Here is a 12,634-nt window from a genome sequence, read left to right as displayed (position 1 = left end):
CTTAACTTCGACCAGTAACATTCTAATTACAATGTGATGGGGAGCACAAATTTATTTCGAATGAAAGTTCAGGCATTCAGAAAATGCCGGAAGGGCATGTCTTTTCCGGCCTGCAGAACAGGGTTGGCCCGCTAAGCATAGCGCCAGCGGGCACGAAGGATTACAGCGTATGTTCGGTACGGGCGATGATATCGTCCTGGGTATCCGGCGACAGGGCGGTGAAGAACGCCGAGTATCCAGCGACGCGGACCACTAAATCGCGGTACTGGTCAGGATGTTTCTTGGCTTCCAGCAGCGTGTCGCGCGACACGATGTTGTACTGGATATGCCAGCCTTTGTGCACCTCGAAGAAAGTGCGCAGCAGCACCATCAGCTTCTGCTTATCGGACTCGTTCTCCAGCGTTGACGGATTCAGCTTCTGATTAAGCAGCACGCCGCCGAGGATCGCCCCGGTCGGCAGCTTGCCCACCGAACTGATAACCGCCGTCGGCCCCAGATGATCGGTACCGGAGGCCGGGCTGGCCCCCTCCGCCAGCGGGGTATGCGCTTTACGGCCATCCGGCGTCGCCATGGTCTGCGCGCCGAACGGGACGTTAGCGGAAATAGAGGAGGTGCCAGCGTAATAATTGCCGCCAATCGGGCCGCGGCCATAGCGCGGGTTGTGATACTGCTTCAGCTCGTCGATATAGGTCTGGTAGGCCCGCGCCAGCAACTCGTCGACGCTGTCATCATCGTTACCATACTTCGGCGCGCCGTTGATCAACCGCTGGCGCAGCTGCTCGTGGGTCAGACCGTCGAAATCTTCCGCCAGCGCCTTCGCCAGCTCCTGCTGGCCGATGGCGCCCTGATCGAAGACCAGTTTTTTCACCGCCGCGAGGCTGTTGCCGAGGTTGGCGATACCCACCTGCAGGCCGGAAACCCAGTCATACTTCGCGCCGCCTTGCTTAATGCTTTTCGCCCGTTCGATGCAGTCATCGACTAGCGCCGAGCAGAGAATATCGTGGACGTTCTCTTCCAGCATGGTATCGACCACGTACTCAATCTCGATGGATTTACGGGTGTAGTAACGAATCTGGCGGTCCCAGTCTGCCAGCACCTGATCGAAGTTAGCGAAGTTGCCTTTCGACAGGGCGTGCTCCTGCGGCAGGAACACCTGACCGCTGGTGGCATCGCGGCCGCCTTCCAGCGTCGCCAGCATCACCCGCGCGAAGTTAATAAAGCTCATGCCGGTACAGCGGTAGCCCCACTTACCGCCGACCGCGGTTTCGATACAGCCGATAGCCGCGTAATCGTAGGCGTCCTGCGGCTCAATGCCCAGCTTAATGAATTCCGGGATGACGATTTCATCGTTGTTAAACGCCGGCATGCCGAAACCGCAGCGGATCACCTGGACGCAGGCGTCGAGGAAGTCGTTGCTCATCCCGGCGTGGTAGCGCACGCTGAGGTTCGGCTGGGTAGAACGCAGGCGACCGCAGGATTCCAGGATCGCATAGGACAGCGGGTTGACCGCGTCCTGCGGCTTACCATCCACCAGATTCTGGCCGCCGATGGTGACGTTCTGGTATAGCGGGCTGCCGGCAGAGGCTTTGGAGTGCGAGCCGGAACGGATCTTATTGACCTCCAGCAGCTTCAGCCAGCAGCTGTGCAGCAGCTCAATGGCCTGTTCGCGATCCAGCGACTGTTGCAACTCAACGTCGCGGCGGTAGTACGGGTAGAGGTACTGGTCCATACGGCCGAAGGATACCGAATGGCCATTGGATTCAATCTGCAGGATAAGCTGAATGAAGTAGCACAGCTGCAGCGCCTGCCAGAAGGTTTTCGGCGGCTCATGGGCGATGACGTCGCAGTTTTCGGCAATCGTCAGCAGTTCGTGGCGGCGTGATTCGCGGGATTCTGCTGTCGCCATCTCGCGCGCCAGCGCGGCGAAGCGTTTGCTGTGATCGCTGACCGCTTCCAGCACGATATCAATCGCTTTCAGGAACTGCTCGCCGTGCAGGTCTTCCAGTACTGTCAAATTGATACGCGAGCGGCGTTCGGCGACTTTCGCACGCATCCCGTCGAGGCCTTTCTCCAGCAGCAAGGGGTAGTTGACCGCGAGGTGAGCATCCCCGGAGGTCATATTGCCTTCCGCCTTAATAATGCCGGTGGCGAGCAGCGCCTTTTGCTCATCGGTGAACATACCGTAGCAGCGGTCTTGTACGGTCTGGCCGCGCCACCATGGGCACACTTCATGCAATACGCGTTTATTCTCCTCGCTGACCGAGAAGCCGGCGCCGGGGCGGTCGGCGAGATCGTCGATCTCTTTCTCAATCCAGCTGACGGTGTATTCCGGGAAAATAGGCGCGGCGCGCACTTCGCTGGCCTGGTTACCGACGATCAGCTCATCGTGCTTGATCCAGATGGTGCGCTCCGCCAGGTGGTGAGCCAGCGCCAGCGCGCGGCGCACCGGGATCGGTTTATCGAGATGCCGCTGATACATCTCCGTATAGTGGCGGGCGCGCTCGGTACAGACCGGCGGCTTGACGATATGCACCAGCGCCATTTTATGGGCCTGGATACGGGCGCTGAGGGTGTTGAGCTTCAGGGTAGTCATAGGGTTATCCTCGTAATATCGCCGTTAGCCCCTTGCTTTGCGCATAATCCTGCGCGAAGGCGAGCAGCTCAGGAGCGTCCAGCGGTTTGTCCGGTGCGGTGTAGGGCTGACTGAGTAACTGGTATTTGTTCATTCCCAGCGTGTGGTACGGCAGGTAATGGATCTCGCTGACCTGCAGGCGATCGGCGGCAAAATCGGTGATCGCGGCAATGTCGGCTTCGCTGGCGTTGAATCCCTGGATCAACGGCACGCGAATAATCATTTTTTTCCCCGCCTGCGCCAGACGCTGCAGGTTATCCAGCACCCGGCGGGCGCTGCCGTCGGTCCACTGCTGAAAAACGGCCTCGTCAACATGCTTCAGATCGGCGAGAAACAGGTCGACAAAGGGTAAAGACGGTTCAATGTATTTCCACGGCACGTGCAGGCAGGTTTCCACGGCGGTGTGAATGCCTGCCTGATGACTGGCTTCGAACAGCGCTTGCGCCAGCGTTGGGTTCATAAAGGGTTCGCCGCCGGAAAGAGTGATGCCGCCGCCGCTGCGATCGTAGAATGGTTTATCACGCAGCACCGTCGCCATGATCTCCTCGACGCTCTTCTCCTCGCCGCACACCGTGAGCGCGGTGGTGGGGCAGCAGTCGCGCAGCGCGGCGATATGGCTGTCGTTAACGTTTTGCCGGTGAATGATCAGGCCATCGAGGGTGCGGGTGATAACCGCCGGCGCCGCCTGCTGGCACAGCTCGCAGCCGGCCAGGCACAGCCGCGAGTCATACAGCAGATCTTCGCTACGGGCGCGGCTCTCCGGGTTCTGGCACCAGCGGCAGCCCAGCGAGCAGCCTTTCAGGAAGACGACGGTGCGGATCCCTGGGCCGTCATGGGTGGAATAGCGCTGGATGTTGAAGATCATGGCTTATCCTCTTGCTTGCGTATGAACATAAAAACACTTTCGAATGAAAGTTGTGTTGACGCAAATCAACAAGCGGGATGGGGATAAGTCAGAGAGGAGAAAATAACGAGAGCGGTCACAAAACCACCGGCGACTCTCGTCGCCGGTGTGAGGGTCAGTGCGAGCCGCATACCTCGCACTGCGGGTGACGCATCAGCCTCATTTCGCGAAACTGGCAGGTCATGGCATCGTAGATGACGATTTTTCCGCTGGCAGGGGTGCCGTAGCCGCTCAGCAGCTTAATCGCCTCCATCGCCTGCAGCGAACCGATGGTGCCCACCAGCGGGGCCATTACCCCGGCTTCGACGCAGGTGAGGGCATTTTCGCCGAACAGACGGCTCAGGCAGCGGTAGCAGGGTTCGCCATCCTGATAGGTAAAGACGCTGATTTGCCCCTCCATACGGATCGCCGCTCCGGAGACCAGTGGGGTTTTGTGCTGAAAGCAGCCGACGTTAAGCTGGTTGCGAATGGCGACGTTGTCGGTGCAGTCGAGCACCAGATCGTGATCGGCAATCTGCGCCGCCAGCGCCGCCTCATCCAGCAAGGCATTGAGCGGGACCAGACGGACGTGCGGGTTAATGCGCGCCAGCGCCTCGCGGGCGGAATCCACCTTCGGCTGGCCGAGGGTGGCGTCGCTGTGCAGCGTCTGGCGCTGCAGGTTGGAGAGCGAGACAGTGTCGAAATCGAGCAGGGTGAGCTGCCCGACCCCGGCGGCGGCCAGATACTGCGCGGCGGCGCAGCCGAGCCCGCCGAGGCCGACCACCAGCACGCGAGCGGCTTTTAACCGCTCCTGGCCGTCAAAATCAAAACCGCGCAAGACGATCTGCCGGTTATAGCGCAGCATCTCTTCATCGCTCAGCTCAACGGTCATTACAGCCCCCCAAACAGGTGACTGAAGGGTTCGACCTCGACCCATTCGCCTGCTTCAACATGGCCGCGCTCACGCTCCAGCACGATAAAGCAGTTGCCGAGGCTGAAGGAGCTGAAAATGTGCGAGCCCTGATGGCCGGTGGTGTTCACCACCAGTTCGCCGTCCGGGTTGCGCTGCAGAATACCGCGCTGAAAATCGAGGCGGCCAGGCGACTTTTTCAGGCGCGTGGCGGCGCGGACCCGCAGGCGGGGCGCCTGAAGCGGGCCGTGCTTGCCCGAGAGTTTCGCCAGCAGGGGTTGCACCAGCTGACAGAAGGTGACGGTGGCGGACACCGGGTTACCCGGCAGGCCGCAGAACCAGCTGCTGCTGAGCTTGCCGAAGGCGAAGGGTTTCCCCGGCTTAATCGCCAGCTTCCAGAAGCCGATCTCCCCCAGCTCTTCGAGGATAGTTTTGGTGTAATCGGCTTCACCCACCGAGACGCCGCCGGAGCTAATGACCACATCGGCCTGCTGGTCGGCGTCGATAAAGGCGTCGCGCAGCTTCGCCGGGTCGTCAGGAATAATGCCGAGGTTAATGACCTCGTAGCCCAACTGCTGCAGCATCAGGTGCACTGCCAGGCGGTTGGTATCGTAAATCTGGCCGTCGCCGAGCGGTTGACCCGGCAGCTGCAGCTCATCGCCTGTTGAGAAGACCGCGACGCGTACCTTGCGCACCACCTCGACCTCGGCAATGCCGAGCGAGGCCAGCACCGGCAGCTCGGCCACCGTCAGGGGTGTCCCCGCCGGGAAGACCACCGCGCCGTGGGCAATATCTTCTCCGCGGCGGCGAATATGCTGCCCGGCTTTTACCGGCGCGATAAAGCGCACGCCGCCCTCGGTCTGTTCAGTCTCTTCCTGCATCACCACCGCATCGCAGCCTTCCGGCACCGGCGCGCCGGTCATGATGCGGATACAGGTGCCCGCCGGCCAGGCGTCGTTGAACGGCTGGCCGGCGAAGGCCTTACCGGCGACCGGCAGCGCCGCGCCGTCGCGAAGGTCGTTCAGCCGGACGGCATAGCCATCCATCGCCGCGTTATCAAAGCCGGGCACATCCAGCGGGGAGACGATGTCATGGGCGGTCACACGCGAGAAGGCCTGCAACAGCGGTACAGTTTCCGTCGCGTTCAGCGGCGTAATACGATCGAGCATCTGGGCGAGGGCTGTGTCGAGCGGCATCAGTCCGGCGGTAAAATCCATGGGTCACTCCTGCGGGCAAAACAGCGAAAACGCCTATTATGGCAGAAAAGCGGCGCGGGCTGTATGCCACCTGGGTACGAGGCTTTACATCGCCCGCCGCTCTTTCTATATTCAAAAATTGTATAAGACATTCAGCAATATAATGATATCAATACCCTTATTCATGACGTGACCGGCGCCGCGCCGCGGTACGACAGGGCAGGGGCGATCCACTTCATCGTTAAGGACTGGCGAAATGGGCAAGGCGGTTATAGCAATTCACGGCGGCGCAGGGGCGATTTCTCGCGCGCAAATGACGCCGGAGCGGGAGCGAGAGTATGTGGCGGCGCTGTCGACTATCGTCGAAAGCGGGCAGAAAATGTTGGCCGCGGGCGCCAGCGCGCTGGATGCCGTGACCGAGGCCGTTCGGCTGCTGGAGGAGTGTCCGTTGTTCAACGCCGGAATGGGCGCGGTATTTACCCGCGATCAAACCCACGAGCTGGACGCCTGCGTAATGGACGGCTACAGCCTGCAGGCGGGCGCGGTAGCCGGGGTCAAACATTTGCGTAATCCGGTGCTGGCGGCGCGTCTGGTGCTGGAGAAGAGTCCGCACGTACTACTGATCGGCGAGGGGGCGGAAAATTTTGCCATCTCCCACGGGATGGCGCGCGTGGATAACGATCTGTTTTCCACTCCTGAAAGGCTGCTGCAGCTGCAGGAGGCGAAAGCGGGCGGGGAGATTATCCTCGACCACCACGCCGCTCCCCTCGACGAACGCCAGAAAATGGGCACCGTCGGCGCGGTGGCGCTCGATCTGGCCGGCAATCTGGCGGCGGCGACCTCCACCGGCGGCATGACCAACAAACTGCCCGGACGCGTCGGCGACAGCCCGCTGCCGGGCGCGGGGTGTTATGCCAATAATGCCAGCGTGGCGGTCTCCTGTACCGGCACCGGCGAAGTCTTTATGCGCACCCTGGCGGCCTACGATATCGCCGCCCTGATGGAGTATGGGCAGCTCAGTCTCTATTCCGCCTGCGAGCGGGTGGTGATGGAGAAACTGCCGGCTCTCGGCGGCAGCGGTGGGCTGATAGCCGTCGATCGCGAAGGCAACGTCGTTTTACCGTTTAACAGTGAAGGCATGTACCGGGCCTGGTGCTATGCCGGCGATACGCCGACCATTGGCATTTATCGCGAATAGAACAAGGGAGAGGGCGAGTGTCGCAAACTCACGAAACCGATACCTGCGAAGTGCTGGTGGTGCGCAACCTGAACGTGGCGTTCCGCCAGCAGGATGCGCCGGAGGTGCAGGCCGTGCGTCAGCTTTCCTTCAGCCTGCGCCGCGGCGAGACGCTGGCGATAGTGGGTGAGTCCGGTTCGGGAAAATCGGTGACCGCGCTGGCGCTGATGCGTCTGCTAGACGCGGCCAGCAGCGAGGTGAACAGCGAGGGGCTGTGGTTGCGGCGGCGTAACCGGCAGGTGATCGCGCTCAATGAGCAAACGGACGCTGAGATGCGCCGGGTGCGCGGCGCGGATCTGGCCATGATTTTTCAGGAGCCGATGACCTCGCTGAATCCGGTTTTTACCATCGGCGAGCAGATTGCCGAATCCCTGCGCCTGCACCAGGGGCTGGGGCGCGAAGAGGCGCTGCGCGCGGCGAAAAAGATGCTCGATCAGGTGCGTATTCCCCAGGCGGAAGAGATGCTCTCGCGCTATCCGCACCAGCTCTCCGGCGGCATGCGCCAGAGGGTGATGATCGCCATGGCGCTCTCCTGTCGGCCGGCGGTGTTGATAGCCGATGAGCCAACCACGGCGCTGGATGTCACCATCCAGGCGCAAATTCTGCAACTCATTGCCGTCCTGCAAAAGGAGATGGCGATGGGGGTGATCTTTATCACCCACGATATGGGCGTCGTGGCCGATATCGCCGATCGGGTGCTGGTGATGTATCGCGGTGAGGCGGTAGAGACCGGCAGCGTTGAGGAGATCTTTCGTTCGCCGCAGCACCCGTATACACAGTCGCTGCTGGCGGCGGTCCCGCGGCTGGGGGAGATGCGTGGCCAGGATCTGCCGCGCCGTTTTCCGCTGCCGGGCCAGCCGCTGGCGGAGAGCGAAACGCCCGATACGGTAGTCGCCGGCGAGCCGATCCTGCAGGTGCGTGACCTGGTGGCCCGTTTTCCGGTGCGCGGCGGGCTGCTCAATCGCGTGACGCGCGAAGTGCATGCGGTGGAGAAGGTCAGTTTTGATCTCTGGCCGGGAGAGACCCTGTCGCTGGTGGGCGAGTCCGGCTGCGGCAAGTCGACCACCGGCCGGGCGCTGCTGAGGCTGGTAGAGACCCAGGGAGGCACCATTACCTTCGACGGTCAGCGGATCGATACCCTCGCCGGCGGCAAGCTGCAGGCTCTGCGGCGCAATATTCAGTTTATTTTTCAGGATCCTTACGCCTCGCTTGATCCGCGTCAGACGGTCGGCGATTCGATTATGGAGCCGCTGCGGGTGCATGGCCTGCTGCGTGGGGAAGCAGCGCGTGAGCGGGTCGCCTGGCTGCTGAAGCGCGTGGGGTTGCAGCCGGAGCATGCCTGGCGCTATCCCCATGCCTTTTCCGGCGGCCAGCGGCAGCGGATCTGCATTGCCCGCGCGCTGGCGCTGAATCCGAAGGTGGTGATAGCCGACGAGTCGGTGTCGGCCCTGGATGTCTCCATTCGGGCGCAGATTATCAATCTGATGCTCGACCTGCAGCGCGAGATGGGCATCGCGTTTCTGTTTATTTCCCATGATATGGCGGTGGTGGAGCGCATCAGCCACCGCGTGGCGGTGATGTATCGCGGTCGCATTGTCGAAATAGGCCCGCGCCGCGCGGTGTTTGAAAACCCGCAGCACCCCTATACCCGTAAGCTCATGGCCGCCGTACCGGTGGCCGATCCGGGCCACCGTCATCCGCAGCGGGTTCTGCTGTCTGATGACGTCCCGGGCAATATTTATAAGCGGGGCGAGGAGATCGCCAGCGTGCCGTTGCAGCAGGTCGGGCCGGGCCACTTCGTCGCCCGCGAATCCGCCGATGTGCTGGGCAGAACATAACAACACATAACGCATCTTTTCAGGAGAACACGATGACACAACCTGTTTCACGCAAATGGTGGCTGGCGCTGAGTATCGCGGCAGCCCTGGCGAGCGCTCCCGCCTTTGCCGCCAAAGATGTGGTGGTGGCGGTCGGGTCTAACTTCACGACCCTCGACCCCTATGATGCCAACGATACCCTGTCGCAGGCGGTGGCGAAGTCCTTTTATCAAGGCCTGTTCGGCCTTGATAAAGAGATGAAGCTGCAAAACGTTCTTGCTGAGAGCTATACCGTGTCACCGGACGGCCTGGTGTACACAGTTAAGCTGCACAGCGGGGTGAAATTCCAGGATGGCACTGACTTTAACGCCGAGGCGGTAAAGGCTAACCTCGATCGCGCGAGTAACCCGGATAACCATCTCAAGCGCTATAACCTGTATAAAAATATTGCCAGTACCGAGGCGGTCGATCCGACTACGGTCAAAATTACCCTGAAGCAGCCCTTCTCGGCGTTTATTAACATTCTCGCCCATCCGGCGACAGCGATGATTTCGCCGGCGGCGCTGAAAAAATATGGTAAGGATATCGGCTTCCACCCGGTGGGCACCGGGCCGTATAAGCTCGACACCTGGAACCAGACGGATTTTGTGAAGGTCAGCAAGTTCGATGGGTACTGGCAGCCGGGGCTGCCAAAGCTGGATTCTATCACCTGGCGTCCGGTGGTGGATAACAATACCCGGGCGGCGATGCTGCAGACCGGCGAGGCGCAGTTCGCCTTCCCGATCCCTTACGAACAGGCGCCGCTGCTGGCGAAAAACAGCAAACTGGAGCTGGTGGCCAGCCCGTCGATCATGCAGCGCTACATCAGCATGAACGTGACGCAGAAGCCGTTCGATAATCCGAAGGTACGGGAAGCCATCAACTATGCGATTAACCGTCAGGCGCTGGTGAAGGTAGCGTTCGCCGGCTACGCCACCCCGGCGACCGGAGTGGTGCCGCCGTCGATCGCCTATGCCCAGACCTACCCCGCCTGGCCATACGATCCGGCGAAAGCGCGCCAGCTGCTGAAAGAGGCGGGCTACCCTAACGGTTTCAGCACCACGCTGTGGTCATCACATAATCACAGCACCGCGCAGAAAGTACTGCAGTTCACCCAGCAGCAGCTGGCGCAGGTGGGGATTAAGGCGCAGGTGACGGCGATGGACGCTGGTCAGCGGGCGGCGGAAGTGGAAGGTAAAGGGCAGAAAGAGAGCGGGGTACGGATGTTCTATACCGGCTGGTCCGCCTCCACCGGTGAAGCCGACTGGGCGCTGTCGCCGCTGTTCGCCTCGCAAAACTGGCCGCCGACGCTGTTTAATACCGCGTTTTACAGCAACCCGCAGGTGGATAACGCGCTGAGCGAGGCGCTGAAAACCACCGATCCGCAACAGAAAACCAAACTCTATAAAGAGGCGCAGGATATTATCTGGAAAGAGTCGCCGTGGGTGCCGCTGGTGGTCGAGAAACTGGTCTCCGCCCACAGCAAGAACCTCACCGGTTTCTATATTCAGCCGGATACCGGCTTTAGCTTCGAACAGGCGGACCTGACGCCGTGATCATGTTCATCTTCATGCGTCCTCTCTCCCGGAATGGGAGGGAGCGATGCTGAATTATGTGATTAAGCGCCTGCTGGGCCTGATCCCTACTCTGCTTATCGTCGCGGTGCTGGTGTTTCTGTTCGTCCATATGCTGCCCGGTGACCCGGCGCGGCTGATTGCCGGACCTGAGGCCGATGCCCAGGTGGTGGCGATGGTGCGCCAGCAGCTGGGGCTTGACCAGCCGCTGCATGTCCAGTTCTGGCACTACATCACCAACGTGCTGCGCGGCGATTTTGGCATTTCCATGGCCTCGCGGCGTCCCGTTGCCAGTGAGATTGCCAGTCGCTTTATGCCCACGCTGTGGCTGACGCTGGCCAGCATGAGCTGGGCGGTACTGTTCGGGATGGCGGCGGGGATTGCGGCCGCGGTGTGGCGCAATCGCTGGCCCGACCGTCTGGGAATGGCGCTGGCGGTGAGCGGTATTTCGTTTCCGGCTTTTGCCCTTGGTATGCTGCTGATGCAGGTGTTTTCGGTTGAGCTGGGCTGGCTGCCGACGGTGGGGGCCGACAGCTGGCGGCACTATATTTTGCCGTCGTTGACCCTTGGCGCGGCGGTGGCGGCGGTCATGGCGCGCTTTACCCGCGCGTCATTCGTCGATGTGCTGCATGAAGACTATATGCGTACCGCCCGGGCGAAGGGGGTGAGCGAAACGCGGGTGGTGCTCAAGCATGGTCTGCGCAATGCGATGATCCCGGTGGTGACCATGATGGGGCTGCAGTTCGGCTTTCTGCTCGGCGGGTCGATCGTTGTGGAGAAGGTGTTTAACTGGCCGGGGCTTGGGCGCTTGCTGGTCGATTCGGTGGAGATGCGCGATTACCCGGTGATTCAGGCGGAAGTGCTGCTCTTTTCGCTGGAGTTTATTCTTATCAATTTAGTGGTGGATGTGCTGTACGCGGCCATAAACCCGGCTATCAGGTATAAGTAAGGTGCGATTGCTTAACTGGAGAAGGCAGGCGGCGCTGAACGCCATGCCGGGCATCAGACCCGGCGAGATCCATACCCCCTGGCATGAGTTCTGGCGGCGCTTTCGTCGCCAGCCGGTGGCGATGGGCGCTGGTATTTTCGTGCTGTTGCTGATTGCGGTAGCCATCGTTGCCCCATGGATAGCGCCGTACGATGCGGAAAATTATTTCGACTACGACCGTCTGAACGAGGGACCTTCGCTGGTGCACTGGTTTGGAGTCGACTCCCTGGGACGGGATATTTTCAGCCGGGTGCTGGTCGGGGCGCAGATCTCGCTGGCCGCCGGGGTACTGGCGGTGCTGATTGGCGCGGCCATCGGCACGGTGCTTGGGCTGCTGGCTGGCTACTATGAGGGCTGGTGGGACCGGCTCATTATGCGACTTTGCGACGTGTTGTTCGCCTTTCCGGGGATCCTGCTGGCGATCGCGGTGGTCGCCGTCATGGGCAGCGGGATGGCCAACGTGATCATCGCCGTGGCGATCTTCTCGATCCCGGCGTTTGCTCGTCTGGTGCGCGGCAATACGCTGGTTCTGAAGCAGCAGACCTTTATTGAATCGGCGCGCAGCATCGGCGCCAGCGATGCCACCATTCTGTTCAACCATATTCTGCCGGGGACGGTGTCATCGATCGTGGTTTATTTCACCATGCGCATTGGGGTATCGATTATTTCGGCGGCCAGTCTGTCGTTTCTCGGCCTCGGCGCGCAGCCGCCCACCCCGGAGTGGGGCGCGATGCTCAACGAAGCGCGGGCGGATATGGTGATGTCTCCGCACGTGGCGCTCTTTCCGGCGGTGGCGATTTTCGTGACCGTGCTGGCGTTTAATCTGCTGGGAGATGGCCTGCGCGATGCGCTGGATCCGAAGTTAAAGGGGTAGGGTGAGGGAAAGCTCCGCCGGGAGTCCTTTATGTTATCTGCGGCTTCAGCGCACATTGCGCTTCCGGTTAATTTTCTGCGTTAGGTCTCTCATGGCGCAGGGAGCGGTGTGAGGCGGAAACGACCGCCGGACGGTTCCCTCTCCTCCCGGGAGAGGGCCAGGGTGAGGCGAAGCATCGCTGGAAAGTCCTTTATGTTATCTGTGGCTTCAGCGTAGTTTGCGCTCCCGGTTAATCGTCTGGGTTATGTCTCTTATGGCACAGGGGGCGGCCAGTCGCCGCCGCCCCCTGTACCCCCGGGCTCCGGCCAGCAACATCGCCACTGCGTGGTGCCTTCGACTTATCCCTGCAGGCTTCGGGTCGGGCCGAGGCAGCGCCCCTGCAAAACACGGCCCTCAGCCCGCATCCATGCGGGCTGCCCCGGCCTTTCGGGAACGTCTCAGCGATGTTGAGGCCGCCAGCACCGGCAGTTTCAGCAACAATGGT

9 protein-coding genes are annotated in these 12,634 nt (G+C 61.2%); 5 read left to right on the top strand and 4 right to left on the bottom strand.

The window, feature by feature from the left end:
- Positions 1 to 160: 160 nt before the first annotated feature.
- The 4 genes from ACR809_RS17045 to moeA form a co-directional block, all read right to left on the bottom strand.
- A complete protein-coding gene (locus ACR809_RS17045) occupies positions 161 to 2,593 on the bottom strand; it encodes a formate C-acetyltransferase/glycerol dehydratase family glycyl radical enzyme (protein ID WP_004893251.1) in 2,433 nt (810 codons plus the stop codon).
- Positions 2,594 to 2,597: 4 nt separating this feature from the next.
- On the bottom strand, positions 2,598 to 3,497 hold the full coding sequence (locus tag ACR809_RS17040) for a glycyl-radical enzyme activating protein (protein WP_004183492.1): 900 nt from the start codon (positions 3,495 to 3,497) through the stop codon (positions 2,598 to 2,600).
- Between the two features lie 154 nt (positions 3,498 to 3,651).
- Positions 3,652 to 4,407, bottom strand: coding sequence for a molybdopterin-synthase adenylyltransferase MoeB (gene moeB / locus ACR809_RS17035; RefSeq protein WP_004176736.1), 756 nt, complete (start codon positions 4,405 to 4,407; stop codon positions 3,652 to 3,654).
- Positions 4,407 to 5,642, bottom strand: a complete 1,236-nt coding sequence (moeA, locus tag ACR809_RS17030; protein ID WP_122051448.1) for a molybdopterin molybdotransferase MoeA — start codon at positions 5,640 to 5,642, stop codon at positions 4,407 to 4,409. The genes moeB and moeA overlap by 1 nt, the downstream gene beginning before the upstream one ends.
- Positions 5,643 to 5,877: 235 nt before the next feature.
- Between moeA and iaaA the strand changes: the two genes are divergently transcribed.
- The 5 genes from iaaA to gsiD are packed head-to-tail and all read left to right on the top strand — an operon-like array spanning position 5,878 to position 12,150.
- The gene (gene iaaA, locus ACR809_RS17025) at positions 5,878 to 6,819 is read left to right on the top strand and encodes a beta-aspartyl-peptidase (protein WP_004147725.1); all 942 of its coding nucleotides are present in this window, start codon (positions 5,878 to 5,880) and stop codon (positions 6,817 to 6,819) included.
- A 17-nt stretch (positions 6,820 to 6,836) separates the two neighbouring features.
- Positions 6,837 to 8,696, top strand: a complete 1,860-nt coding sequence (gene gsiA, locus ACR809_RS17020) for a glutathione ABC transporter ATP-binding protein GsiA (protein ID WP_004151710.1) — start codon at positions 6,837 to 6,839, stop codon at positions 8,694 to 8,696.
- Between the two features lie 32 nt (positions 8,697 to 8,728).
- Entirely contained in the window at positions 8,729 to 10,270 is a 1,542-nt protein-coding gene (gene gsiB / locus ACR809_RS17015; protein WP_012737705.1) for a glutathione ABC transporter substrate-binding protein GsiB, read from the top strand.
- A 46-nt stretch (positions 10,271 to 10,316) separates the two neighbouring features.
- Positions 10,317 to 11,237, top strand: a complete 921-nt coding sequence (gene gsiC / locus ACR809_RS17010) for a glutathione ABC transporter permease GsiC (protein ID WP_002892997.1) — start codon at positions 10,317 to 10,319, stop codon at positions 11,235 to 11,237.
- A gap of 1 nt (position 11,238) precedes the next feature.
- The gene (gene gsiD / locus ACR809_RS17005; protein WP_004147729.1) at positions 11,239 to 12,150 is read left to right on the top strand and encodes a glutathione ABC transporter permease GsiD; all 912 of its coding nucleotides are present in this window, start codon (positions 11,239 to 11,241) and stop codon (positions 12,148 to 12,150) included.
- The last annotated feature ends 484 nt before the right edge of the window (positions 12,151 to 12,634 follow it).

It is taken from the genome of Klebsiella sp. CD33, from assembly GCF_051992865.1.
Lineage (GTDB): Bacteria > Pseudomonadota > Gammaproteobacteria > Enterobacterales > Enterobacteriaceae > Klebsiella > Klebsiella pneumoniae.
Note: the sequence above shows the minus strand (reverse complement) of the source record. Positions and strands in the feature narration are given on the sequence as shown.